Below are 17,873 nucleotides of genomic sequence, written 5' to 3'. Positions count from 1 at the left end.
GAGGCCGCACCCCACGTCCAAGGGTGCGGCCTCCGCGTGTGCAACGACTGGCGTCAGACCAGCGTCACGGTGATGTTGCCGCGGGTCGCCTTCGAGTACGGGCAGACCTCGTGCGCCTTCTCGATCAGCGACCGCGCGGTGCCCCGGTCGACCTTGGGGATGTCGGCCGAGATCTCGACGATGATCCCGAAGCCGTCCCCGTTCTTGCCGAGGCCGACCTTCGCGGTCACGGTCGAACCGGTCAGGTCGGCCCCCTCCTGACGGGCGACGACACCGAGAGCGCCCTGGAAGCATGCGCTGTACCCGGCGGCGAAGAGCTGCTCCGGGTTGGTGCCGGCGCCGCTCCCGCCCATCTCCTTCGGCGGGTTGACGACGACGTCGAGCGTGCCGTCGTCGGTGGCGACCCGGCCGTCGCGCCCGTTCTCTGCGGTGGCGACGGCGGTGTACAGGACGTCGGACTGCTGGATCGGCATGCGGTTGTGTTCCTTAGGTCGTCCGCCGCGGCTCGCGCCCGGGCCGGGACGGATTCGGAAACAAGTTACCGCATGCCGGAATCCTGAAGGAAGGCGTCAGAGCTTGACGATCATCTTCCCGGTGTTGGCGCCGCGCAGGACGCCGAGGAAGGCCTCCAGGTTGTTCTCGATGCCCTCGACGACGGTCTCGCGGTACCTCAGCTCGCCGGAGGCGACCCACGGGGCGACCTCCTTCACGAACTGCGACTGCAGGTCGTAGTGGTCGGTGACCACGAAGCCCTCGATACGGCCACGGGTTGCGATCAGGCGGGCGAGGTTCTTCGGGCCCGGGGCGGGCTCGGTGTTGTTGTAGACGGAGATCATGCCGCAGACGGCGATCCGGCCGCCCTCGTTGAGGGAGCCGATGGCCGCCTCCAGGTGGTCACCGCCGACGTTGTCGAAGTAGACGTCGATGCCGTCGGGGGCGGCGGCGCGCAGCTGCTCGGCGACGGGCCCGTCCTTGTAGTTGAAGGCGGCGTCGAAGCCGTACTCCTCCGTGAGGAGCTTCACCTTCTCGTCCGACCCGGCGGAGCCGATGACGCGCGAGGCGCCCTTCAGCCGGGCGATCTGCCCGACCTGGCCGCCCACGGCTCCGGCGGCGCCGGACACGAAGACGGTGTCGCCCTCCTTGAAGGCGGCGGTGCGCAGCAGACCCGCGTAGGCGGTGAGGCCGGTCATGCCCAGCACGCCGAGGTACGTCGACAGCGGCGCGGCGTCCGGGTCCACCTTGACGGCGTTCTTCGCGCCGACGACCGCGTACTCGCGCCATCCGAAGAAGTGCAGCACGTGGTCCCCGACGGACAGCCCCTCGGCGTTCGAGGCCACGACCTCGCCGACGGCACCGCCCTGCATGACCTTGCCGAGCTCGAACGGGGCGACGTAGGACTTGGCATCGCTCATGCGGCCCCGCATGTACGGGTCCACGGAGAGGTACTTGTTCCGGACGAGGACCTGCCCCTCACCCGGCTGCGGGACCTCCGCCTCGACGAAGGCGAAGTCCTCGGGCTTCGGCCAGCCGACGGGACGGCTCGCCAGGTGCCACTCGCGGCTGACGGCGGGGAGGGTGGGGGTGTCGGTCATGGTGCGCCTTACCTCACTGGCTCGATGCGGATGTTTCAGTACCTGAAACAACCATGCTCCTGAAAATTTCAGGTTGTCAAATAACCGGGTACCCTCGATGGCATGGCCTCCACCACACCGACGCCCCAAGAGACGACCAACCGCCCGGATCCGCTGACCCTCGAGGTCGTCGAGCTGATCGGGGAGGTCGTGGCGCGGTTCCACGAGGACTACGAGTCGGGGGCGGCGGAACACGCTCTGACCGGCGCGCAGGCGCGGCTGCTCAGCCTGCTGTGCCTCGAACCGCTGCCGATGCGCAGGCTGGCCCAGCAGCTGAAGTGCGAGCCGTCCAACGTGACGGGGATCGTGGACCGGCTGGAGGCGCGGGGGCTGGTCGAGCGCCGGCCGGACCCCGCCGACCGCCGGGTGAAGGTGGCGGCGGCGACGGAGGAGGGACGCCGGGTGGCCCGGAGCCTGCGGGAGTCACTCCGATTCGCCCGCGAGCCCCTGGCGGGGCTCTCCGAGGGAGAACGGGTGGCACTGCGGGACACGCTGCGGCGGATGCTGGGCTGATCGGCGCCCGCTCTCCTCGACGATGATCCAGGGGCGGCTCCCGGTCCTCGCGAGTGCGACGTGCGCGCGGTGTCCTCCCCTCGACGACCTCGCCCTGGTCGCCCTGGATGAGGGAGGGTCCTTGCGCGTGAATCCTGCGCGGACCAGGAAAGGTGTCCACGGCGCCCGCGCTTCGGAGAAGGGGCGCTTGGAACCCCGGCACGGTCCGGGGTGCCGCGAACTCGACGTTTGCGAAAGGGTTCCAAGGACAGGAAGCAGCGATTGCGCTCCTACGACGCCGGCGAGGTCGGCCGGGCCGGCCCTACGCGCACCACCACAGGAACCGCTTGCACGGCTCGGACGCGGACGGCTCCGGTTCCGGGGCCTGCGTGGTCGGGCCCGAGGTCGGGGCCGGCTCCGGGGCGGGCTGGGCGGCCGTGGGATCGGACGCCGGGCGGCTGGGGGCGCCTCCCACCGTCGCCGACTCGGGGCCCTTCGACGGTTCGTCGTCCTTGGGGGACTCCGACTTCTCGCCCTTCGGGGATTTCGAAGCGGACGGCCCATCAGATGCGCTGGGAGAGGCGGACGTTGACGTGCCGTCAGCCCCTGGTGTCTTTCCGTCCGGGCCACGGCCCGTCTCCCCCGCCTCCACCGAGGCGTCCCCGTCCGCCGACTCGTCCCCGGCCGCGGCCGGCTTCGGCGTCGAACTGGGGGCGTCCATACCGAGTTCCGCGAGGCTGAGACCACCGGCCGCCAGCACGAACCCGGCCGCCACGAACAGGGTCCGGCGCCGCCGCCGTCGGTGTGCCGCGGCCTTGCGGTCCCGCCGGCTCGACCCGCCCGGGCCGTCGACTGCCGGACCGTGCCCACGCCCGCGGCCACGGCGGCGGGCGGCGCGCCCGAGGTGCTCGGCGTCGTCATCGCCGTCGTCATCGGCGTGGTCGTCGCTGTCGTCGTCGGCATGGGGGCCGTCGAAGGTGTCGTCGTACCCGTCGTGCCCGTCGAATCCGTCGTGCTCGTCGCGCCCATAGCCGGAGGCGCCCGGTGCATCCGACCCCTGCGGCCCGCCCGCCCCTGTCGGCCGTCCCGGCTCCGCACCGGGGTGCCCTGCCGCGGTGGCGCCGTACCCGCCGTACTCCTGCCCGCGCCTGCGCAGCGTTTCGGCCGAGGTGCCGCACCCCGGGCAGGCAAGGGCGCCGTTGAGGTGCCGTCGGCACGGGTCGCAGTAGTCCATGACGCGGGAAGATTAAGTTCCGCGCAGGTCACGTTCCTAGATCCAGCTGTGAAGGTTCTGTAGGGACACGGTCCACCCGTGGTTTCGAAACTGTCGAAACCGTTATGCGCGCGACCCATTGACACCCCCACCGCCCGATCCTTACTGTCACGCCAGCATTTCGAACGTGTGCCGAAATCTCGAACAAACCGAGTTGCCGGGGCACGAGCGGGACGCTGACGCAACACACTGACGAAAACTGAGCCGACGAAGCTGCGAGGGACAACCGCCGTGCGCATCACCGGAATCAGCACACACGTGGTCGGGACGCCTTGGCGCAACCTGACGTACGTCCAGGTGCACACCGACGAGGGGATCACCGGAGTCGGCGAGACCCGGATGCTGGGACACACCGACGCCCTTCTCGGATATCTGAGGGAGGCCGAGGCCAATCACATTCTCGGCTCCGACCCCTTCGCTGTCGAGGACCTCGTCAAGCGCATGAAGTACGGCGACTACGGCCGAGCGGGCGAGATCGTCATGTCCGGTATCGCCGTGATCGAGATGGCCTGCTGGGACATCAAGGGCAAGGCCCTGGGCGTCCCCGTCTGGCAGCTGCTGGGCGGCAAGGTCACCGACAAGGTCAAGGCGTACGCCAACGGCTGGTACACGACCGAGCGGACCCCGGAGGCGTACCACAAGGCCGCCCAGGGCGTGATGGAGCGCGGCTACCGGGCGCTCAAGATCGACCCCTTCGGCACCGGCCACTTCGAGCTGGACCACCAGCAGACCCTGTACGCCGTCTCCCTGATCGAGGCGGTCCGGGACGCCATCGGCCCCGAGGCCGAGCTGATGCTGGAGATGCACGGCCGCTTCTCCCCCGCCACGGCCGTGCGCCTGGCCAAGGAGCTGGCGCCGTTCAAGCCGGCGTGGCTGGAGGAGCCGGTCCCGCCGGAGAACCTGAAGGCGCTGGAGAAGGTCGCCGCCAAGGTCGACATGCCGGTCGCCACCGGTGAGCGCATCCACGACCGGATCGAGTTCCGGGAGCTGTTCGAGAGCCAGGCCGTCGACATCATCCAGCCGGACGTCGGCCATATCGGTGGAATCTGGGAGACCAGGAAGCTCGCCGCGACCGCCGAGACGCACTACATGCTGGTGGCCCCGCACAACGTGGGTGGCTCGGTCCTGACCGCCGCGTCCCTCCAGGTCGGCTTCACCTCCCCGAACTTCAAGATCCTGGAGCACTTCAACGACTTCGCCGACGCGGAGATCAAGAAGGTGGTCAAGGGCGCCCCGCAGGTGAACCCGGAGGACGGCTGCTTCCACCTCTCCGACGCCCCGGGCCTCGGGGTGGAGCTGGACGTCGACGCCGCCGCCGAGTTCCCCCAGCAGCAGGCCCGTTTCGACCTCTGGGCGGAGGGCTGGGAACAGCGCAAGCCGAAGGGCGCGCAGTGAGCACCGCGGTCGTCATCGACGCCCCGGGCGAGCATCGTCTCGTCCCGCACGAGCCCCGGCGGCCCGAGGCCGGCGAGGCGCTGGTCCGGGTGCACGCCTCCGGTATCTGCGGCAGCGACCGCGAGGTCTACCAGGGCAACCGCCCCGAGGGCTATGTGCGCTACCCGCTGACCCCGGGCCACGAGTGGTCCGGGACGGTTCAGGCCGTGGGCGCCGGTGTCCCGGAGTCCCTCGTGGGCCGCAAGGTGGTCGGTGAGGGCTTTCGAAACTGTCAGGTCTGCGACCGCTGCCACGCGGGCGACACGACCCTGTGCACGGCCGGATACGAGGAGACCGGATTCACCCAGCCGGGCGCGATGGCGGCCACGCTGACCCTCCCGGCCCGTCTCCTGCACGCCCTCCCGGACGACTGCGATCTCACGGCCGCGGCACTCCTGGAGCCCGCCGCGTGCATCGCGGCCGCCGCGCTGAAGGGCAACGCACAGCCCGGCGAGCGCGTCGCCGTGGTCGGCACCGGCACCCTCGGCATGTTCGCCGTGCAGTTCCTGAAGGCGAACTCGCCGGCCGCGCTGCTGGTCGTCGGCACCCGCCGGGACCGTGAGGCGCTCTCGCGGCAGTACGGCGCGACGGACTTCCGGACGAAGGACCAGGAACTCCCGGACGACTTCGACGTGGTGATCGAGACGGCCGGGTCCGCGGACGCCGCCCGGATCTCGGCCGGCCTGCTCCGGCGGGGCGGCCGGCTGGTCCTGACCGGCATCCCGGCGCCGGACGCCGACGGTCTCGACCCGACCGACCTCGTCGTACGGCAGCTGGAGGTGCACACCGTCTTCGGTGCGCCGCCGGACGCCTGGGCGCACACGGTGCGGGTGTTCGCCGCCGGTCTGCTCGATCCGCTGCCGCTGGTGACGCACGAGCTGCCGCTCACCGAGTTCTCGCAGGCCATCGAGCTGGTCGGAGCCGGCGATCCGAAGGTGGGCAAGGTCCTGCTCCGCCCCTAGACGTACGCCGGTACGGGGGCAACCTGACGGCTCCCGTACCGGCGTACACCCAGCCTCGCCCTACCCAGAGCCGCGAACCCCGTCCGAAATATCGAACCGAAGGACATTCCTGTGACCGACGCTTCCGCCCCGGCCGCCCGCAGGCCCGGCGAGCAGGCGCTCACCGCCCTGGGCCTGAGCGCACCCGCCCCCGATCCCGCCGATGCCTCGCCGCACTCCTTCCCCGGCGGCGGCCGCTGGCGCACCGAGATCCCCTCCTGCGAGGGCCCCGAGGCGCTCGCGGTGGTACTGAAGGAGGCCTCGCGGCTGGACGTCCCGATCCACCGGATCAGCCAGGGCAGCGGCGTGTGGATGCTGACCGACGCCGAGATCACCGAGATGGTCGAGTCGACCGGTGAACGCGACATCGAGCTCTGCCTGTTCACCGGCCCGCGCGGCACCTGGGACATCGGCGGGTCCACGCGCACCGACTCGCGGGGGGCGGGTCTGCGCGCCCGCGGCCACGACGCCGTCGCCGGCTGTGTCGAAGACGCCGTCAGAGCGACGGAGTTGGGCGTGAAGTGCCTGCTCGTCGCCGACGAGGGCGTGCTGTGGACGCTGCACCGGGCACGGGCCGCCGGGATCATCCCGGCCGACACGACACTCAAGGTCTCCGCGCTCATCGGCCCGGTCAACCCGGCGGCGTACGCGGTCTACGAGCGTCTGGGCGCGGACTCGGTCAACGTGCCCAGCGACCTGACGCTCGATCACCTCACCGAGATCCGGCGGGCGTCGGGCGCTCCGATGGACATGTACATCGAGGCCCCGGACGACCTCGGCGGCTATGTGCGGATGTACGAGGTCGCCGAACTCATCCGCCGCGGCGCCCCCTTGTACCTGAAGTTCGGCCTCTCCAAGGCGCCCGGGATCTACCCGTACGGACACCACATGCGGGAGCTGACCCTGGCCACAGCCAAGGAACGCGTGCGGCGCGGCCGGCTCGCCCTGGACCTCCTGGCCCGCCACGGGGCGGACGGCGACATGGCGCCGCTCGGCTCGCGGCTGCCGGGCGATCTCCAGCGTTTCGAAATCTCGTCATAACGTTCCGGAAACTCGCCTTACAAAAGACGACACAGCCGCGCACAATCCCACACATCTTCTCGGTCTTTCCGGCACGACCACCCGGAGCGACTTCGCGCCCTCCAGACCGAGCCCTGCACACACATCAAGGATGATGATCATGCGTAACCGCAGAGCCGCTCTCACCGCCATCGCCGGAGCCGCGTCCCTCGCCCTCACCCTGTCCGCCTGCGGACAGAGCGGCGAGGGGGGCAGCAAGGAGAGCGAAGGCGACACCAAGGGCGCCACCATCGGCATCGCGATGCCGACCAAGTCCTCCGAGCGCTGGATAGCCGACGGCAAGAACGTCGTCACGGAACTGGAGTCCAAGGGCTACAAGACCAAGCTGGTCTACGGCGAGGACGACCCGGACCAGCAGGTCTCACAGGTCGAGAACCTGATCACGCAGGGCGTCAAGGCGCTGATCATCGCCGCCATCGACAACAAGTCGATGAACAACGTGCTCCAGCAGGCCAAGGACGCGAACATCCCGGTCATCTCCTACGACCGCCTGATGCTCGGCACGAAGAACGTCGACTACTACGCGTCGTTCGACAACGAGAAGGTCGGCGAGCTCCAGGGCACCTACATCGTCGAGAAGCTCGGCCTGAAGGACGGCAGCAAGAAGGGTCCCTTCAACATCGAGCTGTTCGCCGGCTCCAACGACGACAACAACACCCGCTACTTCTTCGGCGGCGCGATGAAGGTCCTGCAGCCCTACATCGACAAGAAGCAGCTCGTCGTCCGCTCCGGCCAGACCAAGCTCAACCAGGTCACGACCCTGCGCTGGGACGGCGGCACCGCCCAGAAGCGCATGGACGACATCCTGACCTCGGCCTACAAGAGCGAGCGCGTCGACGCGGTCCTCTCCCCGTATGACGGCATCTCCATCGGCATCCTGTCGGCACTGAAGTCGGACGACTACGGCTCCAAGGCCAAGCCGCTGCCGGTCGTGACGGGCCAGGACGCCGAGGTCGCCTCGGTGAAGTCGATCATCGCCGACCAGCAGTCGATGACCGTCTACAAGGACCTCCGAAAGCTCGCCAAGGTGTCCTCGAACATGGTCGACGCGCTGCTCAACAAGAAGAAGCCCGAGGTCAACGACACCAAGACCTACGACAACGGCGCGAAGGTCGTCCCGGCCTACCTGCTGGAGCCGGTCGCCGTCGACAAGAGCAACTACCAGAAGGAGCTCATCGACTCCGGCTACCTCAAGGAGAGCGACGTCAAGTAGTCCCCGCCACCGACCGACGATTCACCACTGATTGGAAGGCACGACCATGGCGGGACCCGTCCTGGAAATGCGCTCGATCGTCAAGACCTTTCCCGGCGTCAAGGCGCTGTCGGACGTCACGCTGACCGTCCGGCAGGGCGAGGTCCACGCCATCTGCGGGGAGAACGGCGCCGGCAAGTCGACCTTGATGAAGGTCCTCTCCGGCGTCCACCCGCACGGCACGTACGAGGGCGACATCCTCTTCGAGGGAGAGGTCTGCCAGTTCAAGGACATCCGGGCCAGCGAGGAACACGGCATCGTGATCATCCACCAGGAACTGGCCCTGGTGCCCTACCTCTCCCTCGCGGAGAACATCTTCCTCGGCAACGAGCACGCCACCCGGGGGATCATCAGCTGGACCGAGACCCTCCGGCACGCCACCGAACTGCTGCGCCGGGTCGGCCTGTCCGACCACCCGGACACCCGCGTCACCGACATCGGCGTGGGCAAGCAGCAGCTCGTGGAGATCGCGAAGGCCCTGTCGAAGAAGGTCAAGCTGCTCATCCTCGATGAGCCGACCGCCGCGCTGAACGACGAGGACAGCGGGAAACTCCTGGATCTCATCCTGGAGTTGAAGAAGCAGGGCATCACCTCGATCATCATCTCCCACAAGCTCAACGAGATCCGCAAGGTCGCCGACTCGGTGACGATCCTGCGCGACGGCAAGACCATCGAGACCCTCGACGTGAAGGCCGCGGAGACCACCGAGGACCGGATCATCAGCGGGATGGTCGGCCGCGACCTGGAGAACCGCTTCCCGGAGCGGTCGCCGCACGAGCCCGAGGAGGGCGCGGCGCCGGCCCTGGAGATCCGCGGCTGGACCGTGCACCATCCGATCGACCAGCAGCGCAAGGTGTGCGACGACGTCTCGCTCCACGTGCGGCGCGGGGAGATCGTCGGCATCGCGGGCCTGATGGGCGCCGGCCGCACCGAACTCGCGATGAGCGTCTTCGGCCGGACCTACGGCCGGTACGCGGACGGCACGGTCCTCAAGGACGGCAAGGAGATCCGCACGAAGACCGTCCCGGAGGCGGTCAAGCACGGCATCGCCTACGTGACCGAGGACCGCAAGCACTACGGCCTCAACCTCATCGACACCATCAACCGGAACATCTCGCTGAGCGCCCTGGGCAAGGTCGCGAGGCGCGGTGTGGTCGACGAGCACGAGGAGCGGCAGGTCGCCGAGGGCTTCCGCAAGTCCATGAACATCAAGGCCCCGACGGTGTTCGAGCCGGTGGGCAAGCTGTCCGGCGGCAACCAGCAGAAGGTCGTCCTCAGCAAGTGGATCTTCTCGGGTCCGGACGTGCTGATCCTGGACGAGCCGACGCGCGGTATCGACGTCGGCGCCAAGTACGAGATCTACACGGTCATCGACCAGCTGGCCGCCCAGGGCAAGGCGGTCGTCTTCATCTCCTCCGAGCTGCCCGAGCTGCTCGGCATGTGCGACCGCATCTACACGATGGCCGCGGGGCGGCTGACGGGTGAGTTCTCGCGGGACGAGGCCTCCCAGGAATCGCTGATGCGTCAGATGACGAAGGACAAAGAGGTATCCCGATGAGCACGGACGTGACCGCCAAGAGCCCGGCCCCCGCGCCGCCGGGCAAGAGCGGAGGGGCCGCGGGCGACGGCCTGTTGCAGCTGGTGATGGACGGTATGCGCCGCAACATGCGGCAGTACGGCATGCTGATCGCGCTGGGCCTGATCGTGGTCCTGTTCGCCGTCTGGACCGACGGTGACCTGCTGCTGCCGCGCAACGTCTCCAACCTGGTGCTGCAGAACAGCTACATCCTGATCCTCGCGATCGGCATGATGCTGGTCATCATCGCCGGCCACATCGACCTCTCGGTCGGCTCCCTGACGGCGTTCGTCGGGTCGATGGCCGCCGTGTTCATGGTCAAACAGGACTTGCCCTGGCCCCTCGCCGTGGTGCTGTGCCTGGCGGTGGGCGCGGTCGCGGGTGCCGTACAGGGGTTCTTCATCGCGTACGGCGGGATACCGTCGTTCATCGTGACCCTCGCGGGCATGCTGATCTTCCGCGGCCTGACGGAGATCTTCCTGGAGGGCCAGACCCTCGGCCCCTTCCCGGACGGGCTGCAGAAGGTCGCCAACGGGTTCCTGCCCGAGGTCGGCCCCCACACGAACTACCACAACCTCACCCTGCTGCTCGGCTTCGCGATGATCGCCTTCGTGATCTTCCAGGAGGTCCGTGACCGCAAGCGGCAGCAGGAGTTCAACCTGGACGTCCCGCCCACCAAGCTGTTCCTGCTGAAGCTGGTCGCGATCGGCGCCGCGGTGCTGACGCTCACCATGCTGCTGGCCAGCTACAAGGGCGCCCCGATCGTGCTGCTCATCCTGGGCGTGCTGCTCGTCGGCTTCGGCTACGTGATGCGCAACGCGATCATCGGCCGCCACATCTACGCGATCGGCGGCAACCTCCCGGCGGCCAAGCTGTCGGGTGTGAAGGACAAGAAGGTCACCTTCCTTGTCTTCCTGAACATGGGCATGCTCGCGGCCCTGGCGGGTCTGGTCTTCGCCGCCCGCTTCAACGCGGCCTCTCCCAAGGCCGGCCTCAACTTCGAGCTGGAGGCGATCGCGGCCTCGTTCATCGGCGGTGCGTCGATGAGCGGCGGTGTCGGCACCGTGCTCGGCGCGATCATCGGTGGCCTGGTCCTGGGCGTGCTGAACAACGGTATGAACCTCGTCGGCATCGGCACCGACTGGCAGCAGGTCATCAAGGGCCTGGTGCTGCTGGCGGCGGTCGGGTTCGACGTGTGGAACAAGCGCAAGGTCGGTTCGTAAGTCAGATCGGGGCCCCGCCACAACGGCGGGGCCCTCTCCTTATCGGGAGCCGCACACATGGAACTGAACAGACGCACGGTCATCGCCGGAGCGGCGGCGGCGGGCATAGCCGCCACCACGCTCGGCGGCACGGCGCACGCCACGGGAGGCAGGAAGCCGGTGAAGACGCTCTTCGGCAAGCTGGCCGACGGCACCAAGGTCTACAGCTGGTCGCTGGAGAACGGCGGCACCCGCCTGAAGGTCCTCTCCTGGGGCGGTGTCGTCCAGTCCCTGGAGATCCCCGACCGTCGCGGCCGGTACGCCAACGTCTCCGCGGGCTTCGACAACCTCGAGGACTACGTCGCGAAGACCCCGTACTTCGGCGCCCTGATCGGCCGGTACGGCAACCGCATCGGCAAGGGCAAGTTCACCCTCGACGGCAAGAACTACCAGCTGTCCGTGAACGACGGCGAGCAGAGCCTGCACGGCGGCGCCCAGGGCTTCGACAAGCGCGTGTGGGACGTCGAGCCGTTCGTGAAGGGCTCCGACGTCGGCCTGCACCTGTACTACACGAGCGTCGACGGCGAGATGGGCTACCCGGGCACGCTCAAGACGAAGGTGACGTACACGCTCACCCGGCACGGCGACTGGCGCATCGACTACGAGGCCACCACCGACAAGGCCACCGTCGTCAACCTCACCAGCCACGTCTACTGGAACCTGGCCGGCGAGGGCAGCGGCACGATCGAGGACCACGAGCTGCACATCGCCGCGTCCCGCTACACGCCCACCGACGCGGGCCTGATCCCCACGGGCGAGCTGGCCAAGGTCGCGGGTACGCCCTTCGACTTCAGCCGTGCCAAGCCGATCGGCCGGGACATCCGTACCTCGCACCCGCAGCTGGTCACCGCCAAGGGCTTCGACCACAACTGGGTCCTCGACAAGGGCATCACCGCCCGGCCGGAGCACGTCGCGACCCTGCGCGACCCGGCCTCCGGCCGCAGTCTGAAGATCGCCACGAACGAGCCGGGCCTGCAGTTCTACTCCGGCAACTTCCTCGACGGCACGCTGACCGGCCCGTCCGGCCGCACCTACCGGCAGGGCGACGCGCTGTGCCTGGAGACGCAGCACTTCCCGGACTCGCCGAACAAGCCGAAGTTCCCCTCCACGGTGCTGCGACCGGGGCAGACGTACCGCACGACCACGATCCACACGTTCGGCTGCTGAGGCCCCTGACAGGCCTTCACAGAAGGGGCACATGTTCCGACCGCTTTCACGACGGTTGAACAGTGTCCCCGTGGCCTCCGTATGAAAGGGCGGCCCGCGCTCCCCCGCGCGGGCCGCCCTTAAACGTCGGGTCCGTCCGTCCCCAACGGACCCGCCCCATACGGAGGTTCCATGGCCGACAACGTCACGTCGCTGTTCCGCAGTACCGCGGCACACAGCCCGTCGATGGCGGCTCTGACACGTGAGGGCGGCGAGGGAGCCGGCCCCGTGGACTTCTGTATCCCCTGCAACCCGTACTTCCCGACCCCGGCCATGTTCGAGGACATGGCGGGCCGGCTGCGCGACATCATCACGTACTACCCGAGCAGCGCCGACACGATCACCGCCGAGCTGTGCAGCCTGCTCCAGCTGCCCCCGCAGTGCGTGGCCATGGGCAACGGCTCGACCGAGCTCATCACCTGGATCGACCACCTGCTGGTCCGTGAGTCGCTCGCCGTCCCCGTCCCCACCTTCGGCCGCTGGACCGACCAGCCCATGGAGACCGGCAAGCGGGTCGACATGTTCCCGCTCCAGGAGTCCAGCGGCTTCGCCCTCGACCTCGCGCAGTACGCCGAGTTCATCCGGGCCCGCGGCACCCGCGTCGCGGTGATCTGCAACCCCAACAACCCCGACGGCGGCTTTCTGCACAAGCACGCCATCGTGCAGTTCATGGACGCCATGGCCGACCTCGACCTGATCGTCATCGACGAGTCGTTCCTGGAGTTCGCGGACGCCGAGGCCGAGCCGTCGGTCGTCCAGGAGGCCATGCTGCGGCCCAACGTCGTCGTGCTGCGCAGCCTCGGGAAGAACTTCGGCCTGCACGGCATCCGCTTCGGCTACCTCGTCGCCAACCCGGCGCTCGCGGGCCGGGTCCGCTCGATGCTCCCGAAGTGGAACCTCAACTCCTTCGCCGAGCACGTCGTCTTCATGCTGAAGGAGCACGGCGCCGAGTACATGCAGAGCCTCCAGCAGGTGCGCCGCGACCGTCTCGACATGGCCGGCCAGCTCTCCTCCCTGCCCGGGCTCACGGTCTACCCCTCGCAGGGCAACTTCCTCTTCGTGCGCCTCCCCGTGGGCGCCGAGGGCACCGTGGTCCGGGACCGGATGCTCACCGAGCACCGGATCCTGGTCCGCGAGTGCGGCAACAAGATCGGTTCGTCCAGTCGCTTCCTGCGTCTCGTGGTGCGCCCCCAGGTGGACGTGCGTCGCCTGGTGTCCGGCCTGGAACAGGTGCTCTACGGGACGTCCAGGAGGGGAGCCGCCGTACCCGAGCTGGGCAATGGGACCAGCTACAGCTCGGGTACGGCGGCCGTGGACCGTCTGGTGAGCGAGACGAACGGGTCGGGCATGCGGGGGCTCGCGGCGCAGGCGGTGGGGATGGCCGCCGCGCCGGCCGCCGCCGCGACCACGGGGGCCGGGGGGCCGGGGCTCGCCCCGGCGGCCGCGAGCACGGGTGGGGTGGGGTTCGCTCCCGCCGCGGCGGCCGCCGCCCCGGCTCCCGCTCCGGCCACCGGCATCGGCATGCCGCTCCCCGCCGCCGCGTCCGCCGTGCCGGCGGGTACGGGCGGCGGGATGCCGATGCCGGCCGCGGCGCAGATGCCGCAGCCGCAGATGCCCCAGCCCCAGATGCCGCAGGCGATGCCGCAGCCCGCTCCCCAGCCGGTGGCCGCCCCGGCGCCGCCCCTGGCGCCCGTGGCCCAGGCCCCGGTGCCCGCTCCGGCGCCGGTCCCTGCTCCGGCCCCGGCTCCGGCGCCGGTCCCTGCTCCGGCCCCGGCTCCGGCGCCGTCACCCATGGCCGCTCCGTTCACCGGGCCCACGCCGCCCGGTGTTCCGGCCCGTGGGGGCCTGACGGCGGCGCAGGTGCGGGGGACGAACGGGCTGACGCCGGCGCCGGCCACGGGGTGGCCCGCGGCGCAGAGCTGGCCGAACGCGGCGGGGATGGGGCAGGCGGGGTAGTTCGGCGGGTGCGGGCCCGACGTGGCCTGTCGCGCAGTTCCCCGCGCCCCTGAGGTGCCTATGTCGCAGCCAGTTTCCACTGCTGGCAGTTGTTGTTGAGCCAGGACCACTGGCGTACGTCGGCTCCGTCGGCCGTTGAGCAACCGGCGACGTCCGCCACCTTCCCCGTGGCCTTGTTGGTGATGCGGACATGACCCCCGTCCGTCGCCACGAACTGGAACCGCTGGCACGTGTTGTTCAGCCAGGACCACTGACGCAGGTCGGCGCCGTCGGCCGTCGAGCAGTCGGCGGTGTCGAGGACCTTGCCGGTGGCGGCGTTCACCAGGCGGTGGGTGTCGTCGCCGAGGTCCTCCAGACGCCAGCGCTGGTTGGCCCCTCCGTTGCACGCGTACTGCTGGACGTTGACTCCGTCGGCCGAGGAACTTCCCGCCACTTCCAGGCACTTGCCGCTGTTGCGGTTGGTGACGGTGTAGGTCGTCGAGGCGGTGGCCGGCTCCCCCGACGGCCCGGCCATGCCCGCCCCGAGCCGGACGGGCGTGCCGAGGTTCGGCGTACCGTCGGAGTTCCAGGTGAACTTCTGCGCCCGGGTCGTACGGCCGTTGTCGCAGCCCTCGGACGCGGAGTCGTTGGCGTGGTAGACGATCCAGTTCTCGCGGCCGTCGGGCGAGGTGAAGAAGCCGTTGTGACCGGGGCCGTAGACCCCGTCTGCGTCACTGCGCTCGAAGACGGGCGCGGACTTCTTGGTCCAGGAGGCGGCCGACAGCGGGTTGGAGCCGGTCAGCTCCAGTTGCCCGAGCTTGTAGTCGGGCGTCCAGCAGCCGCTCGCCGAGTAGATCAGGAAGGTCCGGCCGTTCCGCTGCAGGATCTCCGCGCCCTCGTTGACCGTGCCGCCCTGCCGCTCCCAGGCGTACGTCGGAGTCGAGATCGTCGAGTAGGAGCCGCTGACGGTGTACGGGTTGGTCATCGGGGCGATGACCAGGTTCTGCGTCCCACCCGTGACGGCACTGCCCAGCATGTACAGCCGGCCGCCCACGTCCAGCACGCTCGGGTCGAGCATCCAGGCGCTGTTGAGCTGCCCCTTGTAGGTGTACGGCCCCATGGGGTCGGAGCCCGCGCTCTCCAGCACATGGCTGCGCTGCGTCGGGTTGTAGTCGGACACGTTCTGCCCGGCGACGTAGTACAGGTACCAGCGGCCGCCTCGGAAGTGCAGCTCCGGCGCCCAGATGTTGCAGCAGCGGGAGGCGGCGTCGCCCTTCCACACCTGGACGCTGGGGGCGGTGGAGAGCCCGGCGAGGGTGGCGGACTTGCGGATGGTGATGACGTCGGTCCAACTGGTCGTCACCAGGTAGTAGGTGCCGTCGTGGTACGAGATCCAGGGGTCGGCGCCCTTCACGGACTTGACCGGGTTGGAGAAGGAGGCGGCGCTCGCGGAGGGCTGGCCGACGCTCAGCGCGAGCAGCAGGGCCGCCAGCAGGGTCAGTAGGCGACGGGCCATCCGCTGCTCCAGTTCAGGAGGTTGACGCCGAGCTTGGGCGTGCCGTTCGCGTTGCCGTCGTAGTAGTGGTAGACGATCAGGTCGCCGTCGGCGTCCTTCAGGATCGACTGGCCGCCGGGGCCGATGACGCTGCCGTGCGACTCCAGGACGGGCGTGCCGCCGTTGTTCATCAGGTCGACGCCGTTCTTGTCGCGGTACGGCCCGGTGACACTGGAGGCGCGCCCGACCTTCACCTTGTACGTCGAGCCGGTGCCGGCGCAGCAGGTGTCGTACGAGGCGAAGAGATAGTAGGAGCCGCCCCGCTTGACGATGAAGGGCGCCTCGACGGCCTTGGTCCCGGTGGGGCGGGAGGCGAGCGAGTAGCGGGTGGTGTTGGAGGAGAGCTGCTTCCCGGTGGACGGGTTGATCCGGATCATCTTGATCCCGGTCCACCAACTGCCGAACGACAGCCACCACGTGCCGTCGTCGTTCACGAAGAGGTTCGGGTCGATGGCGTTGAAGTCGCTCCCGGAGTTCGAGGTGTGGACCGTGCCCTGGTCGGTCCAGCTGCCCGGCTGACCGGTGCTGGAGGTGGCGAGGCCGATGGCGGAGGTGTTCGAGCCGAACTTCGAGACGGAGTAGTACATCAGGTACTTGCCGCCGTGGTACGAGATGTCCGGCGCCCAGGCCTCCGGGACGGACGAGTAGTTCCTCCACCAGCTCGGCCTGCTGGTGAAGGCGTCGCTGCCGTTGCGGAAGGCGGTCCGGTCACCGGAGGTCTTGCTCGCGATGCCGCCGCCGGTGGCGTACAGCAGGTATTGCCCGGACGAGGTGCGGATCATCGAGGGGTCGTGGGTGACGACGTCACCGGTGACCCGGCCGGGGTTGGGGTACGCGGACGCCGTGCCCGGGACGAGGGCGAGCAGGAAGGCTGCGGGGAGGGCGAGCAGGGCGGTTCGCCTGCGCACGATCGAGCGGCTCATGCGGGTTCTCCTTGCGGTGGGGGTGACTGGCCGATATCTCGAACAGCGATCGCAAGTTCGAACGGGACCGTAGAATCGAACGCTTTGCGCGTCAATGGTCCGCGCAGCAATGGTCCGCGCAGCATCGGCTGCGCGGACCATGGGAGACGGGCCGGGAAGCCGGCCCGTGCCGTCGAGGCGTCAGCCGGTGGGCAGACCCAGGCCGTAGTACCTGACGTGGTAGGTGTCCACGTACTCCGCCTCGCCGCCGACGATCAGACCGGCCGGCTCGGTCACCCCCGCCGCCCTGGCCGTCGCCACGAGCATCTCCGCGAGGGCGCGGCCCTTGGGTTCGCCGGGGCCTCCGGCGTCCACGCGCCACACCGGATCGTCGTCGCTCCAGATCGAGGCCGTGCCCGGGTGTTCGGCGACGGTGCCCCAGCCGAGTGAGGCCGCTTCGACGCCGTCGGGGGCGAAGCAGCCGATCGCGAGCCGGTCGTCACACGTCACGTCGAAGAGGAGGGGCGCGCTGCCGCGGGTGCGCCCGTAGAACGGCATCCCGAAACCGACACCGAGGGCGATGGCCTCGGCGGGCAGGGCCTCGAGGAAGTCGCCCAGCGACCGGGTGACGGTCTCCCAACTGCGGGCGGTCCAGCCGCCGGGGAAGCCCAGGCCGGCATTGGCCGGGTCGCGATTGCTGCCGAAGAATCCGCTGATCGCGTGCTCTTCGCCGTGGCCCTGACGCCAGAACCAGTTCTCCGCCGGGCCGGTGGGCTGCAGGACCAGCTCGGGTCCCGCCTTCCCGGCGCGCAGCTCCAGGGTGTCCGTACTGCCGCGCCAGCGCAGGAAGGGGGCGCCCCAGTGCGGCCCGCTGCCGTAGAAGGGGCCCATGTCGCCGTGCGAACCCATGACGGACGGCCGGCCCAGGGCCGCGGTCAGTTCCTCGTTGGCGGCGCGGAAGGCGGCGGCCTGCGCTGCGACGTCAGGTGCGGCGGTGCCCACCGGCACGGCGAGCTCCACGTACGACTCGCCGTCGGTGTAAGGCTCTTCGTAGGTGCCGACGGGACGCAGACGGGCGTCACCCGAGGACCGGCCGGTGACCAGGACGGGATGGTCCGCGGTGCCGCCCCGGGCCCAGCCGAGCCCGTCCGCCAGGGCGTTCACCCCGTCCGGCGTCCAGCCGCCGGTGTCCGCCGCGCGGAGTCGCCGAGCGAGGTCCGCGAGCGATTGTTCTTCAGTGCTGCCCCGTTGTGCGTTCATGCGCTCATCGTGCC

15 protein-coding genes are annotated in these 17,873 nt (G+C 69.5%); 9 read left to right on the top strand and 6 right to left on the bottom strand.

Translation table 11 applies throughout. The annotated features are described in order from the left end of the window. Nucleotides 1-53 precede the first annotated feature (53 nt). Nucleotides 54-473, bottom strand: a complete 420-nt coding sequence (locus tag IE153_RS08420; protein ID WP_031108122.1) for an organic hydroperoxide resistance protein — start codon at nucleotides 471-473, stop codon at nucleotides 54-56. A gap of 96 nt (nucleotides 474-569) precedes the next feature. Then, nucleotides 570-1,592, bottom strand: coding sequence for an NADP-dependent oxidoreductase (locus IE153_RS08415; protein ID WP_189589099.1), 1,023 nt, complete (start codon nucleotides 1,590-1,592; stop codon nucleotides 570-572). Between the two features lie 102 nt (nucleotides 1,593-1,694). Between IE153_RS08415 and IE153_RS08410 the strand changes: the two genes are divergently transcribed. Continuing rightward, nucleotides 1,695-2,144, top strand: a complete 450-nt coding sequence (locus IE153_RS08410; protein WP_031108124.1) for a MarR family winged helix-turn-helix transcriptional regulator — start codon at nucleotides 1,695-1,697, stop codon at nucleotides 2,142-2,144. Between the two features lie 301 nt (nucleotides 2,145-2,445). Here the strand turns inward: IE153_RS08410 and IE153_RS08405 are convergent, their stop codons facing one another. Further along, a complete protein-coding gene (locus tag IE153_RS08405) occupies nucleotides 2,446-3,357 on the bottom strand; it encodes an SCO2400 family protein (protein ID WP_189589098.1) in 912 nt (303 codons plus the stop codon). A gap of 270 nt (nucleotides 3,358-3,627) precedes the next feature. Between IE153_RS08405 and IE153_RS08400 the strand changes: the two genes are divergently transcribed. The 8 genes from IE153_RS08400 (at nucleotide 3,628) to IE153_RS08365 (ending at nucleotide 14,163) form a co-directional block, all read left to right on the top strand. Then, a complete protein-coding gene (locus tag IE153_RS08400; RefSeq protein ID WP_031108125.1) occupies nucleotides 3,628-4,791 on the top strand; it encodes a mandelate racemase/muconate lactonizing enzyme family protein in 1,164 nt (387 codons plus the stop codon). Beyond that, the gene (locus IE153_RS08395; RefSeq protein WP_189589097.1) at nucleotides 4,788-5,792 is read left to right on the top strand and encodes a zinc-dependent alcohol dehydrogenase; all 1,005 of its coding nucleotides are present in this window, start codon (nucleotides 4,788-4,790) and stop codon (nucleotides 5,790-5,792) included. Before IE153_RS08400 ends, IE153_RS08395 begins: the two co-directional genes overlap by 4 nt. A 111-nt stretch (nucleotides 5,793-5,903) precedes the next feature. Next, nucleotides 5,904-6,872 carry a hypothetical protein gene (locus IE153_RS08390; protein ID WP_189589096.1) on the top strand — a complete coding sequence of 323 codons (969 nt, stop codon included), beginning with the start codon at nucleotides 5,904-5,906 and terminating at the stop codon, nucleotides 6,870-6,872. A gap of 139 nt (nucleotides 6,873-7,011) precedes the next feature. Next, the gene (gene chvE / locus IE153_RS08385) at nucleotides 7,012-8,124 is read left to right on the top strand and encodes a multiple monosaccharide ABC transporter substrate-binding protein (protein WP_356230054.1); all 1,113 of its coding nucleotides are present in this window, start codon (nucleotides 7,012-7,014) and stop codon (nucleotides 8,122-8,124) included. A 46-nt stretch (nucleotides 8,125-8,170) separates the two neighbouring features. Next, a complete protein-coding gene (gene mmsA, locus IE153_RS08380; protein ID WP_189589094.1) occupies nucleotides 8,171-9,721 on the top strand; it encodes a multiple monosaccharide ABC transporter ATP-binding protein in 1,551 nt (516 codons plus the stop codon). Beyond that, nucleotides 9,718-10,962, top strand: coding sequence for a multiple monosaccharide ABC transporter permease (mmsB, locus tag IE153_RS08375; RefSeq protein WP_189589093.1), 1,245 nt, complete (start codon nucleotides 9,718-9,720; stop codon nucleotides 10,960-10,962). Before mmsA ends, mmsB begins: the two co-directional genes overlap by 4 nt. Before the next feature lie 57 nt (nucleotides 10,963-11,019). Next, the gene (locus tag IE153_RS08370) at nucleotides 11,020-12,168 is read left to right on the top strand and encodes an aldose epimerase family protein (protein ID WP_097216424.1); all 1,149 of its coding nucleotides are present in this window, start codon (nucleotides 11,020-11,022) and stop codon (nucleotides 12,166-12,168) included. A 171-nt stretch (nucleotides 12,169-12,339) separates the two neighbouring features. Continuing rightward, the gene (locus IE153_RS08365) at nucleotides 12,340-14,163 is read left to right on the top strand and encodes a pyridoxal phosphate-dependent aminotransferase (RefSeq protein ID WP_189589092.1); all 1,824 of its coding nucleotides are present in this window, start codon (nucleotides 12,340-12,342) and stop codon (nucleotides 14,161-14,163) included. Between the two features lie 58 nt (nucleotides 14,164-14,221). Here the strand turns inward: IE153_RS08365 and IE153_RS08360 are convergent, their stop codons facing one another. The 3 genes from IE153_RS08360 to IE153_RS08350 form a co-directional block, all read right to left on the bottom strand. Beyond that, the gene (locus IE153_RS08360) at nucleotides 14,222-15,658 is read right to left on the bottom strand and encodes a family 43 glycosylhydrolase (protein ID WP_189589091.1); all 1,437 of its coding nucleotides are present in this window, start codon (nucleotides 15,656-15,658) and stop codon (nucleotides 14,222-14,224) included. After that, the gene (locus IE153_RS08355; RefSeq protein ID WP_189589090.1) at nucleotides 15,640-16,620 is read right to left on the bottom strand and encodes an arabinan endo-1,5-alpha-L-arabinosidase; all 981 of its coding nucleotides are present in this window, start codon (nucleotides 16,618-16,620) and stop codon (nucleotides 15,640-15,642) included. The genes IE153_RS08360 and IE153_RS08355 overlap by 19 nt, the downstream gene beginning before the upstream one ends. 180 nt (nucleotides 16,621-16,800) lie before the next feature. After that, a complete protein-coding gene (locus IE153_RS08350; RefSeq protein ID WP_189589089.1) occupies nucleotides 16,801-17,859 on the bottom strand; it encodes a hypothetical protein in 1,059 nt (352 codons plus the stop codon). Nucleotides 17,860-17,873 lie beyond the last annotated feature (14 nt).

The organism is Streptomyces massasporeus (genome assembly GCF_014648995.1).
Lineage (GTDB): Bacteria > Actinomycetota > Actinomycetes > Streptomycetales > Streptomycetaceae > Streptomyces > Streptomyces massasporeus.
This window is presented reverse-complemented; position numbering and strand designations above follow the sequence as displayed.

What these genes read in the sequence shown, in the direction of transcription:
- IE153_RS08420 (WP_031108122.1), bottom strand. Translation starts at nt 473, where the DNA reads ATGCCGATCCAGCAGTCCGACGTCCTGTACACCGCCGTCGCCACCGCA.
- IE153_RS08415 (WP_189589099.1), bottom strand. Translation starts at nt 1,592, where the DNA reads ATGACCGACACCCCCACCCTCCCCGCCGTCAGCCGCGAGTGGCACCTG.
- IE153_RS08410 (WP_031108124.1), top strand. Translation starts at nt 1,695, where the DNA reads ATGGCCTCCACCACACCGACGCCCCAAGAGACGACCAACCGCCCGGAT.
- IE153_RS08405 (WP_189589098.1), bottom strand. Translation starts at nt 3,357, where the DNA reads ATGGACTACTGCGACCCGTGCCGACGGCACCTCAACGGCGCCCTTGCC.
- chvE (WP_356230054.1), top strand. Translation starts at nt 7,012, where the DNA reads ATGCGTAACCGCAGAGCCGCTCTCACCGCCATCGCCGGAGCCGCGTCC.
- mmsA (WP_189589094.1), top strand. Translation starts at nt 8,171, where the DNA reads ATGGCGGGACCCGTCCTGGAAATGCGCTCGATCGTCAAGACCTTTCCC.
- mmsB (WP_189589093.1), top strand. Translation starts at nt 9,718, where the DNA reads ATGAGCACGGACGTGACCGCCAAGAGCCCGGCCCCCGCGCCGCCGGGC.
- IE153_RS08370 (WP_097216424.1), top strand. Translation starts at nt 11,020, where the DNA reads ATGGAACTGAACAGACGCACGGTCATCGCCGGAGCGGCGGCGGCGGGC.
- IE153_RS08365 (WP_189589092.1), top strand. Translation starts at nt 12,340, where the DNA reads ATGGCCGACAACGTCACGTCGCTGTTCCGCAGTACCGCGGCACACAGC.
- IE153_RS08360 (WP_189589091.1), bottom strand. Translation starts at nt 15,658, where the DNA reads ATGGCCCGTCGCCTACTGACCCTGCTGGCGGCCCTGCTGCTCGCGCTG.
- IE153_RS08355 (WP_189589090.1), bottom strand. Translation starts at nt 16,620, where the DNA reads ATGAGCCGCTCGATCGTGCGCAGGCGAACCGCCCTGCTCGCCCTCCCC.
- IE153_RS08350 (WP_189589089.1), bottom strand. Translation starts at nt 17,859, where the DNA reads ATGAACGCACAACGGGGCAGCACTGAAGAACAATCGCTCGCGGACCTC.